Source organism: Mycobacterium sp. MOTT36Y, from assembly GCF_000262165.1.
Lineage (GTDB): Bacteria > Actinomycetota > Actinomycetes > Mycobacteriales > Mycobacteriaceae > Mycobacterium > Mycobacterium intracellulare.
Map to the genome: position 1 here is coordinate 1,801,551 of NC_017904.1, position 21,756 is coordinate 1,823,306.

Sequence of the window (21,756 nt, forward strand, 5' to 3'; positions counted from 1 at the left end):
TCCGGACTCCTCGCTGAGTATTGAACGTATTTCCGTACCTCATACGGAGTTTCTGTCTCGGACCGTACTGTGTACGGTGTGGGAGTGTCAAGAGAGTCGACGACCCTGCCCGCGAAGCGAGGGCCACGTCCCCGGCTCACCCGCGACGAGGTCCTGTCGGCGGCGCTGCGGGTCATCGACTCGGTCCCGCCTAGCGCCTTCACGATGCGTCGGGTCGCCGATGATCTCGGCGTCGGGGTCATGACCTTGTACGGATACGTACGCAGCAAAGAAGAAATTCTGGAAGGCCTTGTCGCGCGGCTCATGTCAGACCCCCTTCCCACCGCGGGGACGGCGCCGATCTGGGATGAGTGCCTGCGGGCCGAGGCGCGCCATCTGCACGGTGTCGGCCGCCGCCACCCGAACCTGGTGATCCTCGTGCTGGGTCAGCACTCGGCGACCCCCGGCTTGTTTCGTCTGCGTGAGCGGATGCTGACCGCCCTGCTGGACGCCGGCTTTACCGAGGTGACCGCGCTGCACGCCCTTGGCGTGCTGTGTAACTACGCGCTCGGCTTCGCGGGAGCGCAGGCGGCGGCGGCGCCGATCGACTTGCCGGAACGCATCCGAGAGCTGCCCGAGACCGAGTTTCCCAGCCTGTCCGGCCTGGCAACGGACTACGCCATCCACCTGGACGACGAGGCCTTCACCTTCGGTCTTGAACTGCTGATGGCCGGTTTGCAGGCGGAACTCGCCAAGGACGGATGACGCTGAGCGGCGGTCGACGGCGCTGAGGCGCGGCCACTGCCGTCCGCGCGGCGCGCGGAGCGAGTTCGACCGGAGTGCCATCGCCGACCCGACGCTAGATCCGGAATCGCGCGCGCCGTCGGGGCATCGACGATCAGCCTCGGCCCACGACCTCGGGTTCCAGCCGAATCGGCAGCGCCTCGGCGTAGCCGCTCAGCACCCGTGGTCCCGGCGTGAATGTTGCCGGCATCGCGAGGTAGCCGTTGACCAGCGGAATCGTCGGATAGTGCCGGACCCGGTCCCGACCGATGCGGTAGTCCGGCAACCGGCGCAACACCTCCTCGAGGAGGATGGCGATCTCCACAGGAGCCAAAAACGCACCGAGGCAGCGGTGCATGCCGAACCCGAATGCCAGGTGTGTGCTGCCACGGTCGCGGTCGAAATTGATCCGCTCGGGATCGGTGAAGGTGGCGGGATCGGCATTCGCCGAACCAAGTGCGAGCCATACCCGGTCGCCCGGTTCGAGGTGCTGGTCGTTGATGTCGACCGGGCGGGCGACCGTGCGGGCGACTCCGGGGCCGGGCGTGAAATAGCGCAGCATCTCGTCGATCGCGGCGGGAATCAGCCCGGGGTCCGCTTGTAACCTAGCCCGCTGGTCGGGGTGCTCGTCCAAGTAGAGGAACATGCTGGCGATCAGCGCAGTGGAGGTGTCAACGCCCCCGTTGAGCAACATGAACACCATCTCGGTGACCGTTTCGTCGTCGATGGGCACGCCCTCGACCTCGGCATTGAGCAGCGCCTCGGTGAGATTGGTCGGCGGGGTGTGCGCCGTCGCGCGTCGCGCCTTGACGGTGGCGCGCAGGTCGTCCAGCAGCCCGGCGAGGTCGCGCGCAGAGCCCGGCTCACGGTAGACGGCCTTGTGCAGGATCGTCGCGTAGTCACTCCATTTCTCCAGCGACAAGCCGAAGTAGTCGAGCGAGACCATCGCGGGCAGCGGGTTGGCGATGTCGTCGACGAAATCGAGCTCACCGGCCTCGACCACGCGGTCGACGATCCAGGACACGATCTCCTGCATGCGGGGCCGGTAGTGCTCCACGGCCTTGCGTGACAGCCACGGTGCCAGCACTTGCCGATAGGCCTGTGACTGCGGAGGATCCATCTCCATCATGCCCATCCGCACCGGGTTGGTCGGCACGGTCACCCCGCCCTTGACGACGGTATCACCAAATGTCAGGTCGCGCCCGCAGACGAAAGTGTCGGACTCCCGCAACACCCGCTTGGCATCGTCGTAGCGGGTGAGGACATAAAAGCCCCCGTGCTGGTCGCTGTGCGCCACCGGGCATTCGTTGCGCATGCTGGCGTAAATCTCTCGCCAGTTCTGCGCAAAATCCTCGGAATGGTGGTCGAACTGCGTCATGGTGATCTCCGGTTATCGACAGGGCCTCTTCGTCCGGCGCCATTGGGATGGACGATACCGATCAGCGTTTGGTAAAACAACATTGCCCTGCCTGCCGAGCGGCTTCGGAGTGAGCATGGGCGCCTTTTACTACCATTCATACGTCGTTTGGTAACTCCGTCGCGATTGGAGCGAAATTGGCCTTCTCCGCCACCGACTGGGTGGATTACCATGCGCAGCACCGCCCGGATGCGCTCGCGCTCGGCTGCGCCGAAGACGGAATCCGAACGACGTGGGCTGAACTCGAGCAACGGGTGGCAGGTCTTGCCGCCACGCTGCGCGGACTCGGCGCCGGTCACGGTGACCGGGTTGCGCTGATCGCCGAGAATCATCCCCGGGTGTTCGAGGTGCAATTCGCGTGCATGCGCCTCGGGGCGCTGTTCGTCCCACTCAACTGGCGCCTGCATACCGCTGAGATCCAAGAGATATGTCTGGACGCTCAGCCACGCATCATTGTTTACGACGGTGTCTGGGCAGAGGTCGCTCTCGAGGTCGCCACCAAGGCAGGGATCCCGCGTCAGCTCTCCTGGGATTGCCCGCAAGGCCCGATCGACTATGAAGATGCGATCTGGACAGCCAGGCCGTTGCGGGCGACGGGTGAGATCACGATGGATGACCCGACCCACATCCTCTATACGTCGGGCACCACGGGAAAGCCGAAGGGTGCCATCTCGACCAACTCGACTTTGGTGTGGCAGGCCCTCAGCGCCGCGCACACCACCGGCTTCTCACAACCCGGCTGCCACCATCTCAACCCGATGCCGTTGTTCCACGCCGGGGGACTGAACGTGATGGCCAATTCGATTCTTTACTTCGGCGGGGCAGTGACGACGATGGCGCGCTTCGACCCCGAGCAGGTGCTGCAGCAGATGCTGAGCCGGCAGCCGCCGATCACGCATTTCGCCGCGATTCCACTGATGTACCAGCGCATCGCCGACCTGCCCGGCTTCTCGAGTGCGAACCTGTCGCACCTTCGGCACGGGGTGATCGCCGGGGCGGTCGCCGGACCGGAGTTGCTACAGCGGTGGGCCGACCACGGTTTTCCGCTTCAGCCTCAGTACGGCGGCACCGAGATGGGGCCGATGGCAACGGTTTTGGACAACGAAAGGGCGAACATCGGCGTCGCCAAGAAGGGGTCGACGGGCCGCGCGGCACCACACACCCAGATCAGGTTGGTCGATTCCGCCGGCCGTGACGTCGAAACCGGGGTGACGGGTGAAATCTGGTTGCGCGGTCCGAGCATCACCGTCGGCTACTGGGGGCAGGACAAGGCCGCATACTTCACCGAGGACGGCTGGTTCAAGACGGGCGACGCCGCCTACCGCGACGTCGACGGCTTCTACTACCCGTCGGGACGCACCAAGGAGATGTTCAAATCAGGCGGCGAGAACGTCTACCCGGCCGAGGTCGAGCAGGTGCTCGCTCTGCATCCGCACGTCGGTGACGTCGCCGTTGTCGGCGTCACCGACGCGACGTGGGGCGAAGTCGGGCTGGCGGTCGTGGTACCGGCCCCGGGCACGGCAGTGACCCTCGACGAGCTCAACGCCTTTGCCGCGCAGCGGTTGGCGCGCTACAAGCTGCCCAAGCGACTGTCGGTGGTGGATCAGTTGCCTCGCAACGTGACCGGCAAGGTGTCCAGGGCGCAGCTCAAGTTGGACTACGGCAGCAATTAAGAGTCGCCCGGCCGCTCCGGCGGTCGTGCCGACGGCCGACATCAGGTCGCGTGCTGTGCCAGTCGTGCGTTGTCCGACGTGCGTGTTCTCCCTTTGCGCACGTCGCGCAGCAGGGTGCGGGCAGCTTGCTGACCGGGCAGGCCGGATACCGAGGGCCCCGGGTGGGTGCCGCCGCCGCTGAGATATAGGCCCGGCACCGGTGTCCGGTAGCCCCCGAAACCCCACGCCGGCCGGAATGGGCCGAGGTGCATCATCGTCATGTCGACGTGGTAGACGTTGCCGGTGGGCACGCTGGTTCGCGCCATCATCTCCGGTGGTGACTCGACCCAGCGAGCGACCTCCAAAGACTCGAAGCCGTCCAGGTAACTCATTGCGTGTTCGACCAGAGCCTTCTCCGTGGCGGCCTTCATGTCGTCCCACCCTTCGGCGGGTTCCAACGGCACCCATCCCGACCACAGGCTCAGACAGTCTTGGCCGGCGGGCGCCAGGGTTGAGTCCATCGCGGTGTTGATCATGCTCGCGTAAGGCAGTGGGTCGGGCAGTCGGCCGCTACCCGCGTCGGTGATCGCCCGGCAGATATCGTCGATGCTTCCCACGACGTGGGTGGGCGTCCGTAGATCGAGTCCGTCGGTGCGCGCGGCGTTGTGCCGCTTCAACTGCAGCTTGCCGCGAAAAGCGACCTGAATCTTGAAGTGTGCGCAGTTGCCGCTACGCGTCGGTATGTGTGAAGCGCGCGCGGCCATGCGTTCTGACAATGCACCGTCCGGTAGCCATTTGTTCAACACCTGCGTCGGCTCGGTCGCCGTCAGCACGGTGCGGGCGCGCAGCTCCGCACCCGTGGTCAGCCGCACGCCGGCGATGTGACCGCCGTCGAGCAGCAGTTCTTGGACGCGGGCAGACGTCTGGACCCGGCCGCCGGCCGCGACCAGTGAGCGTTCCAGCGCTCGTGGCAGCATGCCCATCCCGCCCCGCGGACGTGCCATGCCGACACGCATGATCAGCGGGACGATCAGCAAGTTGATCCCGGTGTGCTCCATGGTGATCGGCGAACCGAAGTTAGCGAGCTGAGCCAGGCCGCTTTGCACTAGCGGATGTTCGAACCGCTCCTGAATCGCCTGGGCGGCCGAAACGGTGGCCAACGAGGCGAGGGTGGGGATACCGCGTGGGCGGCGCAGCTTGCTCGCGGCGCGCAGCACGCTGCCCAGATCGGGTCGCGTCGGATTGGTCGCCATCAGTTCGATCGCGGCATCCGATATCGGCATCAGCTGCTCGATGAGCTGTTCGAAAGTCCGGGCGTCGCGCCGGGAGAAATGTGCTACCTCTGCCACGGTGCGGTCGACGTCGCGCCAGAACGCGAGCGACCCGCCGTCGGGGGCGAGCGCTACGTACGGGGGATCGACGTCGATCTCGTGGTAGCCGTACCGGGCGAGCTCGAGATCCCTGGGAACCGTCGAGGCTCGAAGCGATATGACGTCGTCTGCGCAGGGGCTGAACCAGTGCTCGGGCGCTTCGGGGATCAGGATCTCCGTGGTCGTACAGCCCCCGAGCACATCGCGGCTTTCCAGCACCAGGACGTCCAGCCCGGCTCGAGCGAGATAGCACGCGGCTACCAGCCCATTGTGGCCGCCGCCGACAACGAGGACATCCGCGACGCGCTCTGTGGACAAGGGTCCGCTCACTGACTGTCTCCTCACCACGATGTGTTCGAGCAGCGTGTTGGGAGCTGAGGTTATCAAACAACGTTAGGCTGCTCAATGCCGTCTGGTGGAGGAAGTGTTACGGACGCCGGCCGATACTTTCGGAGTAAACCAATCAGTGTTAGCTTTACACGCTGTGAGTGCGGTCACCTGGCGCTACCAGCCGGGCCGCATCGACTGCCTGCTACCTCACTCGAGAAAGAGAAGGCGAGAACTATGGTCGCGATGACGATCAACGGGAACAAAGTCCACGCGCAGGCAACCTTTGACGTGATCAATCCCGCGACGGGCGACGTGGTGGGTCAAGCGCCGGAGTGCTCCGTCGAGCAACTCAATGACACGCTGGAAAGTGCGCAAGCCGCCGGGCGGTCGTGGCGGCTGGAAGAAGCCGAGCGACGCAAAGCGCTACTGCGGCTGGCGGACGCGATCGCCGCTGCCCACAGCGAACTCGCGACCACGCTGACAGCGGAGACGGGCAAGCCCGCCCCGCTGTCCGCCAGTGAGGTGCAGATCTGCGTCGCGTGGTTGCAGGTTTTCGCCCAGATGGAAATCCCGCGGCGGATCCTGCAGGACGACAGCAGCGCGCTCATCGAAGTCGCGCAGCGGCCCATCGGTGTTGTCGGCGCGATCACGCCGTGGAATTTCCCGCTGGGGCTAGCGATGTGGAAGATCGCGCCGGCGCTGTTGGCCGGCAACACCGTCGTCGTCAAGCCCTCGCCCTTCACCCCGATGGCAACCCTGCTGCTGGGCGAGATCATGGGCGAGGTATTGCCGCCCGGCGTGCTGAACGTGATCTCGGGTGGAGACGATTTGGGACGGGCGCTGGTAGCGCATCCGATTCCCCGCAAAATCACCTTCACCGGTTCGATCGCCGGCGGCAAGGATGTCGCCGTGGCGGCCGGCGCCGACCTCAAGCGGCTGACATTGGAACTCGGCGGCAACGACGCTGCAATCCTGTTGCCTGGCGCCGATCTGGCTTCGGTGATCCCGGCGCTGCTCGGCGTGGCTTTCTTCAATACCGGCCAGGCGTGCGCCCTGCCCAAGCGGATCTACGTGCCGGACGGGGTGTACGCCGAGGCGATCGAGGCCTTCGGAGCCGCAGCATCGGCGATCGCGGTCGGTGACCCGACCGATCCGGCCACGCAAATGGGTCCGCTGTCCACCCGACCGCAGTTCGAACGCGTCAAAGGCCTGGCGCAGGACGCCGTGGCCAACGGTGCCCGGGTCGTCGCCGGTGGTGACGCGATCGACGGGCCGGGCTACTACTTCAAGCCCACCATCCTCGCCGATGTCGCCGAGGGTGTCGCGGTCGTCGATGAGGAGCAGTTCGGTCCGGTGCTGCCGATCCTGCGCTATTCGCGGGTGGACGAAGCGGTCGAGCGGGCCAACGCGACGATGTACGGCCTGTGCGGTTCGGTGTGGGGCTCCGATGAAGTGGCTGCCCGTGAGGTGGCCGAACGCCTCGAGTGCGGTACAGCCTTCGTCAACACCCACGCGGCGCTGCTGCCGACGGTGCCGTTCGGTGGCGCCAAATGGAGCGGCATCGGTGTGGAGAACGGGGTCGACGGGCTGCTGGCGTTCACCGAGCCTCAAGTGGTGCATACCGCACGAGCCTGACGTCACGTCGGACGTGTCACGAAACCTGTTGAGCAACCGCATGGAAGGACATGCTCGATGACCCGAAGTTCCTCGCCGCCCTCACGTGGCGACGTTCAGGTTGACTCGCTCGCTGATGCCCGCGCGTTCACACTCAGCGACGAGGAGGTCGCGCAACTGCTGGCAGAGCAATTCGAGTGCACCTTCTGCTGGACGAACCGCGCTGGCGACCCGGTCGCGCTGACTGAGGCTTTCATTCACGCTGAAGGCGCAATCTGGTTGTGCGCCGAGGAATCCCGGGTTCGCGTCAAAGCGATCATGCGCGATCCCCGCTCGTGCGTGGTCATCTCTTCGATGGGCACCTCGATGGGTCATTCAAAGTCGGTTTCCTTCAAGGGAATTAGCGAGGTCGTCCGGGAACGCGAACGCATTCTGTGGTTCCTGGCCGAGATCGCCCGCCGCTACGACCCGCACGACGAGCAGGCGCAGCAGGCCCATGCTCGCGCAGCCGATCACCCGGGGCGCGTCGTGATCAAGTTCGTGCCCACCGTGCGGACGAATGCCTTCGATGGCCATCGGGCACGTAGGAGAAGGGCGGGCTGACGAAACATGCATTGTTCGTACATCGTTGCCACGACGCCGGCTTCAGACGGTCGTGCCCCCTGGTGACAATGCCGTCGAGGACTTTCCAATTTCCGGTATCGGATTGGGTCGCGCACCACGCTTCGGTTCGGCCGCACGCCATCGCGCTGGCCAGCGCCGACACTGGCGAGCAGGTGAGTTGGGCCCAGCTGGAGCAGCGAGTGGGCTTGGCCGCTGCCGCGCTGCTGGCACATGGACTGCGGCCGGGAGACCGGATCGCCGTCGTCGCCGACAACGCGCCACGGGCGTTCGTGCTGCAGTTCGCCGCGATGCGGGCGGGTGTGGTCATGGTGCCGCTGAACTGGCGGCTGGTCACCGCGGAGATGCGGCACCAGTGCATCGACGCCGCCGTGTCCGCACTGACCCACGACGCAACCTGGGTCGAACCCGCGCGCGACGTGGCCGACGGCGCGGGCGTGCAGACCATTCTCGAGCTGGAGACATTGACCAGCGCCGAGCCCGGCAATGGACTCGTTCCGCTGCCGCCGCAACCCCACGACCCTGACGCCATCACGCACATCCTCTACACGTCCGGCACCACCGGTACGCCGAAGGGAGCGTTGGTCTCGCACGCATCGATGATGTGGAACGCCTTCAACATCCTCACCGCGGCTCAGGTCGCGGCCCCGGCTGTGAACATGCTCAACCCAATGCCGTTGTTCCATGCCGGCGGGTTGAACGTGCTGGCCAACCCGATACTGATGCATGGCGGGCAGGTCACCACGATGGCGCGCTGGAACCCGGCGGCAATCCTGGCTTACATCGGCGAGCAGACCAACGGGGTGACCCATCTGACCACCGCGCCGTCGCTGCTTCAGACCCTCATCGACGATCCGACGTTCGGCACCACCGACTTCGGCACGATGCGCAAGATCGTCCTGGGCGGCGGTACCACCACTCCGCAGCTGCTGCGGGCCTTCCCTGCCAAGGGTGTCGCGCTGCACCCGCAGTACGGCGGCACCGAGACTGGCCCGGCCGCGCTGGTGCTCGAGGAGGGACTGGAGCGGGCGCTGTCGGGGACGTGCGGCAAGCCGGTGCTGCATACCGCGGTGCGGTTGGTCGATCCCGACACGTTGACCGATGTCGCCGACGACGTGGTCGGCGAGGTGTGGCTGAAGGGGCCGGCGGTCACCCCTGGCTACTGGAACCTGCCCAACGAACAGTATTTCGTGGACGGCTGGTTCCGCACCGGCGATGCGGCCCGCCGCGATGCCGACGGCTATTTTTATTTCGCCGGTCGCTACAAGGACATGTACAAGTCCGGTGGCGAGAACGTCTATGCGGCCGAAGTCGAAAACGTTCTCATCGACCTGCCCGAAGTCGCCGAGGTGGCGATCATCGGCGTCCCCGACGCGAAGTGGGGCGAGGTAGGCCTGGCGGTCGTGGTGGCGAGCCCGGGCGCCGACGTGACCCTCGACGCTCTGCAATCTGCGTGCGCGGGCCGCATCGCCCGCTACAAGTACCCCAAACACCTTGACGTCGTCGCGGCGCTGCCCCGCAATGCCACCGGAAAGGTGGCCAAGGCGGCGCTGCGTGAGCACTACCACTCGGCTACGGCAACGCCCGCGCCAACCGACCACGAATCCCTGGTCACTCACCAGAAGGAGAGTCACGATGTCAGTCGCCGCTAATCGAGACATGCTGACCCGCTATTGGAATGCGTTCGCCGCCAAGGATGTTCCAGCGGCGCTGGCCTGCTTCACCGACGACATCAGCTACGAGGATCTCGCTGTCCAGCAGATCCACCGGGGAAAAGATTCGGTGCAGGCTTTCTGGGACCTCTACTTCGAGGCGGCGGGCGACTCCTTCAATGCGGTGCAGGAGAGCCTCGTGGTCGACGAGGACAGCTACAGCTTCGAGTGGACCGTGTCCGGTGTGATCGACGGCAGCTTCGGCATTTTCACCGGACAGGGCCAGCAGTTCACCATCCGTGGGATTTCGACCGGTGTCATCCGCGGTGAGTTGATCGCGCAGAACCGCGACTACTGGAATCTGGCCGATGTGCTGCGCCAGATCGGCGTCTCGGAGGTTCCCGCGCTCGTCTAGCGCGGCGCGTTATTCCACCGATCGGCTTACGACAGCGAAGGAGGCGGACACATGCTTGACGAAGAACGCCACACGCGGGACATGATCGCGCTGTGGGAATCAGGGGTGGACGGCATCGTCGATGCGTTCAAACGGTATTGCGCCCCCGACGTGAAGTGGATCAATACCGGCATTCCCAGCGTCGAAGGCCTTGAAGCGTGCATCGAACTGCTGACTGCGCAAGCGCAGGCTTGGAAGTTCAGCAGCACCAGGGTGGACGTCCGTTCCCTGCTGGCCACGCCGGGCCTGGTGATGGTCGAGCGGATAGATCGGGTGTTTGACGCCGACGGAGAGGAGATCTTCGCCGCTCCCGTGGTCGGTGTCCTCGAATGGGCGGACGGCAAGATCACCCAGTGGCGCGACTATTTCGATCCGGGACCGCTGCTGGCCGTCGGCCAGCTCGATTGAGGCGGCCGATGATGACCAACGAGGAACGGATCGTGCGACACATCCTCGAGATGTGGGGACCGGGTGTCGAAGGAGTCAAGGAATCGTTCCGCCGGTACGGCACGGACGACCTGGTCTGGTGGAACAGCGGCCGTGGTGCCCTGACGGGTCTCGACGAGTGCCTGAAGGGTCTCGACGAGCTGTTCGACGTTCTCGAGATCGCGACGGTCGATTGCCCGATCCGGACCTTGCTCGCAACCTCGGGCCGAGTGGTCGTGGAGAGGTCGGACAACCTGTACCGCGCCGACGGCACGGTGATCGCGGAAATTCCGGTTATGGGAGTTCTCGAATTCGACGCAAACAAGGTCACCACTTGGCGCGATTACTGCGATGACTGGATTTCAAAGCTCGAGCTCGGCCAATCCGTCGTGTCAGCACCCACTGCGGCCGAAACGAGGCACGGGGTTTCCGAATGAGGGAGTCGGGGACATCACCGGGCACTAGGCCGACGTCCACCGGATTCGACCACGGCGATCCGGAATTGCCACCGCGGATGCACCAGACCCTCGCGGATCTCCGGAGTCGCTGCCCGGTCGGTTGGAGCGACAACTATGGCGGGTTCTGGACGCTGACCCGTTACGACGACGTTGTCGATGCCGCACGCGATCACTCGGTATTCACGACAACGCAGGGGATCATGATCCCGCCGACCGGGGCATCGATGCGCCTGGTGCCGGCCGAGTTCGATCCGCCCGAGCATTCCGCGTACCGCAAGATGGTCATGCCGTTCTTCACGAACAAGGCCGTCGCGCTGAACCACGATGCTATCCGGGAGCTGGTGCGGGAGTGCTTCGACAAGTTCGTCGCGGATGGCCACGCGGACCTGGTGTCAGCTGTCTCCGACCCGGTACCGCCCGCGGTACTGGCGCACTATCTCGGCTTGGACCGCAATCGAGCCGACGAGATGCGCCGGCTGATGATGGAGTACCTCTCGTCGGCCAAGGTGAGTCTCGACGAAAAGATGGCCAGCGCCAAGCGGTTCGAGGCCTTCGTCCAGCGCGAGATCGACGAGAGAATCCACGAGCCCGGCAACGACACTCTGAGCAAGATCATCGGGGTGGCGTTGTCCGGCGAGAACGGCGACCCGCTCGAGCCCGCCGCGATCCTGGGAATGGTTCGCCTGATCATCTCTGCCGGCCACGAGACGACGGTGCACGGTATCAGCAGCCTCTGTTACCGGATCCTGGCCGAGCCGGGTTTGCGGGGCCGGCTACTGGCTGACCCGTCTCTGCGTCACGTGGCTATCGCCGAGGCCCTGCGACTCGATGCGCCCGTGATGCACATGGCCAGGACGGTGGTGGCCGACCATGAGAAGCGCGGGCAACACCTGCACAGCGGCGACAAGGTGATGCTCTGTTTCGGCGCCGCCAACCGTGACGACGAGGTGTTTCCGGAGCCCGACACGTTCAGCTTGGATCGGCCGCGCTCGCCGTCGGACGTGACGTTCGGCACCGGCCGGCATCGCTGTCTGGGCGAACACCTCGCGGTGGCCGAATTTTCCGCGGTGGTCGACGAGTTGTTGAGCAGGTTGCTCGACGCCCGGATCGCTCCGGGCGCCGAGATTCGCTGGACGGGAGGCGGCAACACCCGGGGCGTCGAGTCACTGCCGATCGTGTTCACACCGGAGAAGACCGGTCCGTGACTGGTTTTCCTACGCTGCTGTCCCCGCTTCAGGTCGGGACGGTGGAGTTGCGCAACCGCGTCGTCATGACCGCCACGAGCGTCAGCGAACCCTGGCGGAACCCGTTGCTGCCCGCCGACTCGTACATCGAGTTCGCCCGGCAACGAGCTGCGGGCGGCCTGGGACTGCTGATTGCCCACCCGTTTTACGTCAACCCATTCGGCGAATACCCGCCCGAGATCCTGGACCGGCACGCGCGGCTGGCCGAGGCGGTGCACCGGGAGGGCACGCCACTGATCGTGCAGCTGGTGCACTTCGGCGCCACGTTCCGCACCGACAACGATGTCGCCCGGCCGGCGTTGTGGGGGTTCGACCACACCCAGACGCCCGAGGGCGAGCCGGTGCACAAGATGACCGGCGCAGAGATCGAGCAGGTCCTCGACGCGTATCGACGCGCTGCGCGGCTTGTCGCACAGGCGGGGTGCGACGGGGTGGAACTCCACGGCGGGCACGGGTATTTGATTCAGCAGTCCCTGACACCGTGGAACAATTCGCGCGAGGACGAATGGGGGCCGTCCGGCAACGGCGATCGAACCCGTTTCGCCCGCTGCCTCATCGAACAGGTCCGCGCCGAAATCGGTGCAAACCGCATACTCGGCTATCGGACCCCGACCGACGACCTACGGGCAGCTGCCGACGGGGGACAAGGCCCTCGAGCTATCGCAGAAGGTCTGCAACGCCTACTCGACACCGGCGAGATCGATGTGCTCAACACCACTGTCGGGTACGGCGGGCCGAGCTACGACCGTGCGATCCCGAACTACCGGCAGCCCGAGGGCGCCAACATCCGCTATCTGCGGCGGCTGCGCGAATCTCTGAACACAACCGTCCCGATGATCGGGACCGGGCGGATCGCTTCTGCCGGTACCGCCGAGGCGCTGCTGACTCAGGGGGAGTGCGAGTTGGTAGCCATGACCCGCGCATACATCGCCGAGCCCGCGCTGATACGCAAGCTCGAGTCCGGGCAGGCGCATCGGATCCGTCCCTGTGTCGCGGCGAACGTCTGCGTCGACCGCAAGCTCGCCGGTTCGCCGACCGCAAGCTGCTTTCACAATCCGGCGGTGCTGCGCGAGGAGGAGCTCCGCATCCGGCCCGCTACCCACCGCAAGCAGGTCTTGGTCGTCGGCGCCGGGCCGGCGGGTCTAAAATCCGCCGAGATCGCCGCGCAGCGCGGGCATCGAGTTCGCATCCTCGACGCCGGAACGCGCACCGGCGGTCGGCTGCGCGCCGTCGAACTCACCGCGGCAGCCGACCTGGCCAGCTCGCTGGACCATCTGGTAAACGAACTCGCCGAAGCACAGGTGAAAGTCGAGCTCGGCGTGGAGGTCACCGCAGCCATGCTCGCCGACCTCGCGCCGGATCACGTCGTTCTGGCGACGGGGGCGACGTTCGCGCCGGACCTGGTCGGCGCCGAACACATGATCAGCACCGCCGCGGCGCTCTCCGGCAGCGTGCACGACGACGTCCTCGTCTACGACGCGCTCGGCACCAACGAAGCGGCGCTGGTGGCCGAGGCGCTGGCCGCCGACGGCAGGTCCGTCACCTTTGTCACCTGCTATGAGACGGTGATGCCCTTCGGCGGAACTCTGCATCGCTTCGAAGCCCCCCGTACCTGGCACCGGCGGCTGAAACGCATCATCACCCAGGGCATTTTCGGCGACCTGGAAGACGGCGTGGCCACCATCGTCCGGCCGGACGGCGAGACGATCGATGAGCTGGCCGTCGGATCGGTGATCGCCGCAGTGCCGATGCGGCCGGCGCTCAGTCTTCTTCCAGTCGTACAGGCGCTCAGCATTCCCCACTCGGTGGTCGGAGACGCCGTAGCACCGCGAACCGCCTTCGACAGCTTCAAGGAAGCCCATCAGGCCGCGCTGGCGATATGAGCGCTTCGCTCAGCTGCGCGGCACCGAAGAAAATCGGTCGGCGTCCAAGGCGTCGAGCAACTGGCTGACAATCCACTCGAGCGCGGCTGGGTCGGGAGGCAAGGTGGCCTGCTCGTAGCCCACCAGCAGGTAGACCGCCCAGTCGGCGAACAATTGCGCCTGCCGATCGTTACGCAGAATCTCGAATGCGCACTCTCGAAGAATCTGGTGGCGCTCTTTGTCGACGGCGGCTTGTACCGCATACACGTGGGCATCCACGCTGCTCCACGCGCGGATAGCCGCCTCAGCGCCGTGGGGCAAATTCAGGCCGATGTCGATGATGCGGTCGATGCGTCGGCGCGGATCGGGTTCGGTCCGAATCCACTCCACCAACCGAACAGTGTTTACCTGACGCCAGTGCTCGACCAGTTCGCGGGTGTAGGCGGGCCAATTTTCGAAGTAGTGATAGAAGGAACCGGTGCTGATCCCGAGCCGCTGACACACCTCGGCCAACTTCAGCCCGCCGTAACCCAGGTCGGAGAGGACGTCGAGACCCGTGTCGAAGTAGGCCCCTCGGGAGACGCCGTTCGCCATCATTGGCACTTTAGTCGGCCGCTGCGTCGCGGGTGCGCGCGTGCGCAAGGGATTCGAAACCGCCAGATCTTCGCGACTCTGCCCGACGCCGGTTGACTCGAGTGAAAATTTGAATCTACATTAAACCGAGCTGTCAGCGTCTGAAACCGACTGGAGGATCATAAGTGCCCGGATTGCAGGACAAGGTTGTCATCGTCACCGGCGCCGGCGGGGGCCTCGGTCGGTCCTATGCGCACTTCCTGGCCGGCAACGGAGCGCTCGTCGTCGTCAATGACCTCGGCGGGGCACGGGACGGCTCCGGATCGGGAACCAGCATGGCGGACAAGGTCGTAGGCGAGATCGTCGGTGCCGGTGGCTGTGCGGTCGCCGACTATTCCAGTGTGGCCACCCGGGAAGGGGCCGAGGCGATCGTTGCGACCGCGATCGATAACTTCGGGGCTGTGCACGGTGTGGTGAGCAACGCGGGAATCTTGCGCGACGGCGCGTTTCACAAGATGACCGATGAGAATTGGGACGCGGTCATTCAAGTGCACCTCTACGGCGGCTATTACGTCACCCGTGCGGCGTGGCCGCACATGCGCGAGCAGAAGTTCGGTCGCGTCGTCATGGCGACCTCGACAAGCGGGCTCTACGGCAATTTCGGTCAGGCCAACTATGGCGCCGCCAAGCTCGGACTGGTCGGCTTGCTCAACACCCTGGCGATCGAAGGCGCCAAGTACGGGATCACCGCGAACGGGGTCGCGCCGATGGCTGCCACTCGGATGACCGCCGATATCGCACCCCAGGAGGTGCTCGACAAGCTGAACCCCGACCACGTCGCGCCGGCCGTCGGTTACCTGGTTTCAGAAGAGAACCAGGAATCCGGTTCGGTTTTCGTCGTCGGCGGCGGCCTGGTGCAGCGCGTCGCGCAGTTCCAAAACGACGGCGTCACATTTGGCACACCGCCGACTCTGGACGAAATAACCAAGCGCTGGGCCGAAATCAGCGACATGTCTCATGCAAAACTCGGCACCAACCCGGTGGGGTAGGGAAGCGGCGGACATGGTGTGGGTAAGTCGTTGACCGCGAGCATCGCTGCGCGACGGGAGCTGCTACGCGCGCGATTCCCCGTGTGGCGATCTCACACCCTGTCCGAGTGGCTTGATTGGTGCGCTGCGCAGTACGGCGAGCGGCCCTTGGTGCTCACCGACGATGCAGAACTCAGTTACGTTGCGGTGGCGGCAGAGTCACGCCGGCTGGCCGACGGCCTCGCGGCACTCGGTGTCCGCGCGGGCGATCGCGTCGGCATGGTGATGGCCAATTACCCAGAGTTTGTGATGGTCAAGTTCGCTATCGCCCGGGTCGGAGCCATCGCCGTTCCGGTCAACTTCTTCTACCAGCAGGACGAATTGCGCTTTGTCCTCAATGACGCCGGGTGCCGCGTGTTAGTCACCATGACCGGCTTCCGTGGCCTCGACTATCAGTCGATGCTGGACGACATCATGCCCGGCTGGGATTCACCGCGGTCCGGTTTCGCGCCCGATGTAGTGCTGCTCGACAACGACGGCCGGGCACGCCGCGGCTGCCTGACGGTGCCCGGACTCGGTGGCCTCGGCGACGAGAACCGCGGTGCTGCCGACGATTTGGCGGCCCACCCCACCGACCCCGGCGACATGCTGTACACCTCGGGTACGACGGGCTCGCCCAAAGGCGTACTGGTCACCCACGACGCGGTGTTGCGTACCGCCTATGCGTCGGCATTGACACGAGCCTACGAGGACGGGCGGCGCATCCTGTTCTCGTTGCCTTGCTATCACATGTTCGGTTACATCGAAGGCTTGCTCTCGGCGATGTTCGCCGGCGGTGCGGTCGTTCTGCAGCCCACGTTCAGTCCCGAAGGGTACTTCGCCGGTGTCGACCGGCACCGCGCCAGTGACATCCTGTGCGTGCCGACCATGGCGGTCGCGTTGGTCGAGAGTGCCGCACGCCGCGATTACGACCTCACCTCCCTGCGGGCGATGCTCTGCGGGTCGGCCCCTGCGCCGATCTGGTTGTGGCGCAACGTCGAAGACCGTCTTGGTATCAGCGAGATCGTCACCGGCTACGGGATGACCGAGTGCGGCGGGGCGATGACGCTGACACGACCCGAAGACCCGTTGGAATTCACCGCCGAAACCGCCGGGAAGGCGAAAATGGCCGGTGCCGCGTCTATTCCAGGCACCGACGCTCTGGTGCATTACGCGACAGTGCATCCCGAGACGCATAAGGATCTGCCGCCCGGCGAGGAAGGCGAGCTGGTGTCGTCTGGGCCGACGGTGATGCTCGGGTATTGGAACCGTCCACAGGAGACCGCCGCGACGCTGCGGCAGGGGCGGTTGTTCTCCGGAGACCTTGGACGGGTGCGGGCCGACGGCTACCTGCAGGTGACCGGTCGGAGCCGCGAGTTGTACAAGAGCGGAGGCGAACTGGTGATGCCCAAGGAGATCGAGGATCTGCTGGCCTCCCACGACGAGATCAGCCAGGCTTTCGCTGTTGGCATGGTCGACGACCGCTGGGGTGAGGCCGGTTGGGTGGTCGTCGTTCCGGCGCCGGACGCGACAATTACCGAAAACGATGTCCTCGACCTCTGCCGGGACAATCTGGCGCGGTTCAAGGTGCCCAAGCGGGTGGTGTTCTACCGCGCCGAGGACCTGCCGCTCACACCGACCGGAAAAGTCCGCAAACACAAGCTGATCGAACAGCTCAGTTCCGCGATCAATCGTTGAGGCAGTGACGATTTGGATTGCCCGGTCATGTCGGCTACCCGACCCGACGCCGTGGGCCCGGCGCCTGACGCCGCAGGGCGTCGATGATGCATCCGAGCCCGACGCGAAAGTTTTCTGGAGTGTCGAGACCCTCCCCCGCGGAGACCGACAATAGAGCCGAAAAGCGTTCCGGCTCCTCGGCGAGGCGACCGAAACGGCGTGCGCGGACACCCGGGGCGCGGCGATGCGCGGCACGCCGGTGCGCGTAGCCGGTGGCGAAGGCACTCAGTGTCGCCAGTCCACTTCTGACCGCGCCGTCGTCGAATCCCGCGGACCTCAAGGCTCGGGCGATGCGTTCCATCGCGTCCAACACCGCGGCGGCGTCGATCGGTTGAACTGCCAGAATCTCCGCCAGCTGTGGGTGCGCATCGAACGCCGCCGCGACGGTCAGCACGACCCGTTCGATCGCTTCATCCCAGGGCAGGTCGTCCGTGGACGGCAGCTCGACGTCGGCGAGATAGGCATCCACGACGGCGTGCAACAGCTCCTCTTTCGTGGCGACGTGCCGGTACAGCGACATCGGCGCCGCTCCACAGGCACGGGCAAGCTTGCGCATGGTCAACGTGTCGACGCCGTCGGATTCGATCAGCGCGATGGCGGTCGCGATCACGGTTCGGCGGGTGAGTTGGCCTCCACCTTTCAGCGATGCCGGCATCTGCAAATTGTCGCACTGTCGCGTTGCGTACAAGTACTCTTACTGTTATTGATTGAAAGATGCCGGTGGTCAATGGCATTGATCACGGCTGCACGCGCCGACGTCACCGAGGAGCACAGCAATGGATACCGTGAATCACGACCCGAGCGGCCAACTCGCGCCGGTCGTCGACGACCTCAGCATCTACCTCATCTGCGGGCGGGTGACCACCAAGCGGGAGCGCGGCTTCACCCACATCAGCACCGCGCTGACGGATGCGCAGGCCGCCGAGCGCCTCGGCTTTCGCCGTGGCTGGCTCAGTGAACGTTTCGACCTCAAGGACTCCGGCGCCATTCTGGGCGGCATCGCTGCGCGCACAACACGTTTCGGCGTCGGCACCGGGGTGTGGTCGGCGTCCTCGCGCCACCCCATGGTGGCAGCGAGCTTCGGCGCGACGATGAACGCCCTCTACGGGCCGCGGTTCGTGCTCGGACTTGGGCGCGGCGTGCCGCTGCCGGACATGCCGGAACTGTCCTACGACCACTTCGTTCATTACGCCGAGACCGTCAAAGCACTCTGGCAAGGCGGCGTGGTCGACTACAACGGCACCCAACTGCGGACCATCGATGCTCTGGGTGATGTTCCCAAGCCCGAGGTCTGGGCGTGCGGGTACGGCCGACCGAAGTTCGCCAAGGCTGTCGCCCACGACGCGTTCGACGCCGTGATGCTCTATCCCTTCCTCACCGTCGATGCGGTGCGCACGGTGGTGGAGCGGCTGCGCAACGCCTGCGCCGACCGCAATCGCGACCCGGCCTCGCTGCGTATCTGCCACCCGATCGTGGTGGCCGCCGAGCTGGACGAGTTCAGCACGCGCGCCTACGCGCACGCACGTGCGGTCACCTACCTCGAGTGGCCCGGGCACGGCGAGGCGCTGACCAACTCCAACGGCTGGGATCAGTCGGTGCTGGGCAAGTTGCGGACGCACAAACAGCTGATGGGTAAGAACGCCGATCAGGATTTCCACCGTGCCGAGTTGATGGAGCCGGCACGGCTCGTGCCCGACGAGTGGATGGCCGAGTCGTGTGCGATCGGTTCCGTCGAGCACTGTGCCGACCGGCTCGCCGAGTACCGGGCGGCGGGGGTCGACGAGATCGCGATCTACGGCAGCACGCCGGCCGAGAATGCCGAGCTCATCCGGTGTTGGCGTGAACGCGCGGCCCGGCCGGCCTCGGTCGGGGTCTGACTGGCGTCGAACTCGGACGGCGGTTCCCGTGTCGTGACAGTCGAAGCAAGGCGCGCCGACGGCCGAGACTTGCTCGCGGTAGCCAATCATCGTTAGATTAATGGCGACTGTGATCTGGACTACTCCGAAACTGCGAGCGCCGGATCGCTCCACGCGGTCGGCATGCTCATCGGTTGGCCGCACAACGCTGCACCAGCGGCACGGCGAGAGGGGACCGTTTCCATGACCGACACGGCGAATAGCGATGCCGAACTCGCGTCAGTGCTGACCGAAACTGAGATAGCGGCCCTACTACCGGACTTCGATTTCTTCGACAAAGAGCACGCGGACCGATCGGTACAGATTCTGGGCTACGCGCGCCGGCACTGTCCGGTCCCACACACCTCGGCCAACGGCGGCTACCACATCGTCACCCGCTACGACGACGTCCGGCGCGTGCTGACCGACTCCGAGACCTTCTCCTCCACGGAATACACCAACATCTCCGGCAATGGCGGGGTGCCACTGCCTCCGCTGGATACCGATCCGCCGCTGCAGCACGGCTTTCGCCAGTTGCTCAATCCGTTCTTTCACCCCAAACGGCTCGCCGCCAGCGACGAGCGCGTCCGCGAGATCGCTCGCTGCGCCATGGACACCTGGGTCGGGTCGGGCCGATGCGAAGCAATGCAGGATTTCGCCGGACCGTTTGTCACCAACGTCCTGGCGTCGGTGATCTTCGAAGACGACGACGGCGAGCTCTTCCGCAACGCCGCGGAGTGCAACGAGCGCTTCATCACCGGCGACACTCAGGGTGTCTTGGACTTCTACCAGCTGATGGTGCAATTCGTCGAGAAACGGGCGGCGAGTTCGCAGCCGGGAGCCATCGTCGACGCCGTCACGACGGGAACGGTGCTGGGCCGCCCGTTGACCGATGCCGAACGGATCGGCGTCGTGCAGGTGCTGTTCGTCGGCGGTCTGGACACCACCAAGGTCGCGATCGGCGACATAGTGCTCCAGCTGGCCACCGACCCCTCGTTCGAGGAGCTGGTGCGCGAGCCGGGCTGGGAACGCACGATCCTGGATGAGTTCCTGCGGTACACCTCGCCGGTCAATGCGATGGGACGCATCGTGACCCGCGACGTGGAGCTCAACGGCACTCAGCTGCACGCCGGCGACCGGGTGCTGGTGCACTTCGGCAGCGCAAACCGTGACGCCGACGTTTTCGACCATGCCGACGAACTCGACTACACCCGGGAACGCAACCCGCATGTCGGTTTCGGTATGGGCGTGCACCGCTGCATCGGCATGCACCTGGCGCGCCAGCAGATTCGCATCGCCATCGACACGCTCCTGGAACGGGTCACCAACCTGCGGCTTGCTCCGGGGGCCGAGATCGCGCGACGGTCCGGGATGAGCCGCGTCCTGTACGCCTTGCCGATCGAATTCGACATCCGGTAGCTCCGCGACTTCTGCACGCTCCCTTACTTTCAGTCACGAAGGAGAACCAGTGAAGACAACGGCGGCGGTCTTGTGGGAAGTCGGGCAGAAGTGGAGTGTTGAGGACGTCGAACTCGACGACCCGCTGCCCGGCGAAGTGCGGGTCAGGCTCGCCGCCAGCGGCCTCTGTCACTCCGACGACCATGGTGTCAAGGGAGACATGCCAATTGGGCTTCCGATCGTCGGTGGACACGAAGGCGCCGGTGTCGTGGAAGAGGTCGGCGCCGGGGTGACGCGGCTCAAGCCGGGTGACCACGTTGTGATGGCCTTCATGCCGGCATGCGGGCACTGCCGGTGGTGCGCGAGCGGTGATTCGGTGTTGTGCGACTACGGTGCCGTCATCATGGCCGGAATGCCGATCGTGGACGGCAAACCGCGCACCCATGCTCGCGGACAAGGTTTGGCCCGGATGTCGTTGTTGGGCACTTTCAGCCCGTACGCCGTCGTTCACCAAGACTCGTGCGTGAAGATCGACGACGACATCCCGCTGGAGCTGGCTTCGCTCGTGGGATGCGGCGTGGCAACGGGATTCGGGGCGGCGGTCAATCGTGCACAGGTCGGTCCGGGGGACACCGTCGTCGTGGTTGGGTGCGGCGGCGTCGGGTCGAGTGCCATTCAGGGGTCGCGGATCGCCGGCGCCGAGGTCATCGTTGCGGTCGATCCGGTGCCGTTCCGCCGGCAGCAGGCCGAATTGCTCGGTGCCACCCACTCGGTCGCGTCGATGGAGGAGGCGATGCCTCTAGTCACCGAGCTGACCCGAGGTGTCATGGCCGACAAAACCATCATGACGGCAAGCCTGATGAGCGGCGACATGCTGATGCCCCTCATGCTGCTGACCCGCAAGGGCGGTCGCGCCTGCCTGACATCCGTCGCGCCTCCTAGCGTGACCAACGTCGACGTCGTGCTGGTCGACGTGATCCTCAGCCAGAAAGAGATCGTCGGCAACGTGTTCGGAGGGTGCAACCCGCACGCCGACCTGCCCCGTCTGCTCTCGTTGTACAAACGGGGCGAACTCAAGCTTAAGGAGCTCATTACCAAGACCTACCGCCTCGAGCAGGTCAACGAGGGCTACGACGATTTGCTCAGCGGAACCATCATGCGCGGCATGATCACGTTCTGACCGACGGAAGCTATTTCGCCATGGTGGCCCTAACCAAACGGTGA

The 21,756-nt window shown here is 65.3% G+C and carries 19 protein-coding genes; 15 read left to right on the plus strand and 4 right to left on the minus strand.

The window, feature by feature from the left end:
• Positions 1–84 precede the first annotated feature (84 nt).
• Entirely contained in the window at positions 85–744 is a 660-nt protein-coding gene (locus W7S_RS08470; protein ID WP_255348948.1) for a TetR/AcrR family transcriptional regulator, read from the plus strand.
• Positions 745–877: 133 nt separating this feature from the next.
• On the opposite strand, the gene W7S_RS08475 is transcribed toward W7S_RS08470, so the two are convergent.
• Complete coding sequence (locus tag W7S_RS08475) at positions 878–2,140, minus strand: cytochrome P450 (protein ID WP_014711251.1); 1,263 nt, start codon at positions 2,138–2,140, stop codon at positions 878–880.
• A gap of 176 nt (positions 2,141–2,316) precedes the next feature.
• On the opposite strand from W7S_RS08475, the gene W7S_RS08480 reads away from it, so the two are divergent.
• Complete coding sequence (locus tag W7S_RS08480) at positions 2,317–3,852, plus strand: AMP-binding protein (protein ID WP_014711252.1); 1,536 nt, start codon at positions 2,317–2,319, stop codon at positions 3,850–3,852.
• 41 nt (positions 3,853–3,893) lie between these two features.
• Here the strand turns inward: W7S_RS08480 and W7S_RS08485 are convergent, their stop codons facing one another.
• The gene (locus tag W7S_RS08485) at positions 3,894–5,531 is read right to left on the minus strand and encodes an NAD(P)/FAD-dependent oxidoreductase (protein ID WP_014711253.1); all 1,638 of its coding nucleotides are present in this window, start codon (positions 5,529–5,531) and stop codon (positions 3,894–3,896) included.
• A 243-nt stretch (positions 5,532–5,774) separates the two neighbouring features.
• On the opposite strand from W7S_RS08485, the gene W7S_RS08490 reads away from it, so the two are divergent.
• The 8 genes from W7S_RS08490 (at position 5,775) to W7S_RS08525 (ending at position 13,883) form a co-directional block, all read left to right on the plus strand.
• On the plus strand, positions 5,775–7,166 hold the full coding sequence (locus W7S_RS08490) for an aldehyde dehydrogenase family protein (RefSeq protein ID WP_238535834.1): 1,392 nt from the start codon (positions 5,775–5,777) through the stop codon (positions 7,164–7,166).
• A 57-nt stretch (positions 7,167–7,223) separates the two neighbouring features.
• Positions 7,224–7,748 (plus strand): hypothetical protein, encoded by a 525-nt coding sequence (locus W7S_RS08495; RefSeq protein ID WP_014711255.1) that lies wholly within the window; start codon positions 7,224–7,226, stop codon positions 7,746–7,748.
• 68 nt (positions 7,749–7,816) lie between these two features.
• Entirely contained in the window at positions 7,817–9,418 is a 1,602-nt protein-coding gene (locus W7S_RS08500; protein ID WP_014711256.1) for a class I adenylate-forming enzyme family protein, read from the plus strand.
• A complete protein-coding gene (locus W7S_RS08505) occupies positions 9,402–9,833 on the plus strand; it encodes a nuclear transport factor 2 family protein (RefSeq protein ID WP_238535835.1) in 432 nt (143 codons plus the stop codon). The genes W7S_RS08500 and W7S_RS08505 overlap by 17 nt, the downstream gene beginning before the upstream one ends.
• A 51-nt stretch (positions 9,834–9,884) precedes the next feature.
• Positions 9,885–10,280 (plus strand): limonene-1,2-epoxide hydrolase family protein, encoded by a 396-nt coding sequence (locus W7S_RS08510; RefSeq protein WP_014711258.1) that lies wholly within the window; start codon positions 9,885–9,887, stop codon positions 10,278–10,280.
• 8 nt (positions 10,281–10,288) lie between these two features.
• Positions 10,289–10,735, plus strand: a complete 447-nt coding sequence (locus W7S_RS08515) for a limonene-1,2-epoxide hydrolase family protein (RefSeq protein ID WP_014711259.1) — start codon at positions 10,289–10,291, stop codon at positions 10,733–10,735.
• Entirely contained in the window at positions 10,732–11,961 is a 1,230-nt protein-coding gene (locus W7S_RS08520) for a cytochrome P450 (RefSeq protein WP_238535836.1), read from the plus strand. Before W7S_RS08515 ends, W7S_RS08520 begins: the two co-directional genes overlap by 4 nt.
• Positions 11,958–13,883 (plus strand): NAD(P)-binding protein, encoded by a 1,926-nt coding sequence (locus W7S_RS08525; RefSeq protein ID WP_014711261.1) that lies wholly within the window; start codon positions 11,958–11,960, stop codon positions 13,881–13,883. Before W7S_RS08520 ends, W7S_RS08525 begins: the two co-directional genes overlap by 4 nt.
• Positions 13,884–13,892: 9 nt before the next feature.
• Here W7S_RS08525 and W7S_RS08530 read toward each other — a convergent pair whose 3' ends face one another.
• Positions 13,893–14,459, minus strand: coding sequence for a TetR/AcrR family transcriptional regulator (locus tag W7S_RS08530; RefSeq protein ID WP_014711262.1), 567 nt, complete (start codon positions 14,457–14,459; stop codon positions 13,893–13,895).
• A gap of 161 nt (positions 14,460–14,620) precedes the next feature.
• On the opposite strand from W7S_RS08530, the gene W7S_RS08535 reads away from it, so the two are divergent.
• Both W7S_RS08535 and W7S_RS08540 read left to right on the plus strand, forming a co-directional pair.
• Positions 14,621–15,484, plus strand: a complete 864-nt coding sequence (locus W7S_RS08535; RefSeq protein WP_014711263.1) for an SDR family oxidoreductase — start codon at positions 14,621–14,623, stop codon at positions 15,482–15,484.
• Between the two features lie 18 nt (positions 15,485–15,502).
• The gene (locus W7S_RS08540) at positions 15,503–17,200 is read left to right on the plus strand and encodes a class I adenylate-forming enzyme family protein (RefSeq protein WP_014711264.1); all 1,698 of its coding nucleotides are present in this window, start codon (positions 15,503–15,505) and stop codon (positions 17,198–17,200) included.
• Positions 17,201–17,234: 34 nt separating this feature from the next.
• Here the strand turns inward: W7S_RS08540 and W7S_RS08545 are convergent, their stop codons facing one another.
• Complete coding sequence (locus tag W7S_RS08545) at positions 17,235–17,894, minus strand: TetR/AcrR family transcriptional regulator (RefSeq protein WP_041297808.1); 660 nt, start codon at positions 17,892–17,894, stop codon at positions 17,235–17,237.
• Between the two features lie 121 nt (positions 17,895–18,015).
• On the opposite strand from W7S_RS08545, the gene W7S_RS08550 reads away from it, so the two are divergent.
• From W7S_RS08550 to W7S_RS08560, 3 genes are all read left to right on the plus strand, one after another.
• Complete coding sequence (locus W7S_RS08550) at positions 18,016–19,116, plus strand: TIGR03857 family LLM class F420-dependent oxidoreductase (protein WP_014711266.1); 1,101 nt, start codon at positions 18,016–18,018, stop codon at positions 19,114–19,116.
• A 222-nt stretch (positions 19,117–19,338) separates the two neighbouring features.
• On the plus strand, positions 19,339–20,553 hold the full coding sequence (locus W7S_RS08555; protein WP_014711267.1) for a cytochrome P450: 1,215 nt from the start codon (positions 19,339–19,341) through the stop codon (positions 20,551–20,553).
• A gap of 49 nt (positions 20,554–20,602) precedes the next feature.
• The gene (locus W7S_RS08560) at positions 20,603–21,712 is read left to right on the plus strand and encodes an NDMA-dependent alcohol dehydrogenase (protein ID WP_014711268.1); all 1,110 of its coding nucleotides are present in this window, start codon (positions 20,603–20,605) and stop codon (positions 21,710–21,712) included.
• The last annotated feature ends 44 nt before the right edge of the window (positions 21,713–21,756 follow it).

Bases quoted from the DNA above. Each gene is read 5' to 3' on its own strand.
- W7S_RS08550 (WP_014711266.1), top strand. From the start codon at position 18,016: ATGGATACCGTGAATCACGACCCGAGCGGCCAACTCGCGCCGGTCGTC.
- W7S_RS08555 (WP_014711267.1), top strand. From the start codon at position 19,339: ATGACCGACACGGCGAATAGCGATGCCGAACTCGCGTCAGTGCTGACC.
- W7S_RS08545 (WP_041297808.1), bottom strand. From the start codon at position 17,894: ATGCCGGCATCGCTGAAAGGTGGAGGCCAACTCACCCGCCGAACCGTG.
- W7S_RS08500 (WP_014711256.1), top strand. From the start codon at position 7,817: ATGCCGTCGAGGACTTTCCAATTTCCGGTATCGGATTGGGTCGCGCAC.
- W7S_RS08490 (WP_238535834.1), top strand. From the start codon at position 5,775: ATGACGATCAACGGGAACAAAGTCCACGCGCAGGCAACCTTTGACGTG.
- W7S_RS08495 (WP_014711255.1), top strand. From the start codon at position 7,224: ATGACCCGAAGTTCCTCGCCGCCCTCACGTGGCGACGTTCAGGTTGAC.
- W7S_RS08515 (WP_014711259.1), top strand. From the start codon at position 10,289: ATGATGACCAACGAGGAACGGATCGTGCGACACATCCTCGAGATGTGG.
- W7S_RS08505 (WP_238535835.1), top strand. From the start codon at position 9,402: ATGTCAGTCGCCGCTAATCGAGACATGCTGACCCGCTATTGGAATGCG.
- W7S_RS08510 (WP_014711258.1), top strand. From the start codon at position 9,885: ATGCTTGACGAAGAACGCCACACGCGGGACATGATCGCGCTGTGGGAA.
- W7S_RS08530 (WP_014711262.1), bottom strand. From the start codon at position 14,459: ATGATGGCGAACGGCGTCTCCCGAGGGGCCTACTTCGACACGGGTCTC.
- W7S_RS08520 (WP_238535836.1), top strand. From the start codon at position 10,732: ATGAGGGAGTCGGGGACATCACCGGGCACTAGGCCGACGTCCACCGGA.
- W7S_RS08475 (WP_014711251.1), bottom strand. From the start codon at position 2,140: ATGACGCAGTTCGACCACCATTCCGAGGATTTTGCGCAGAACTGGCGA.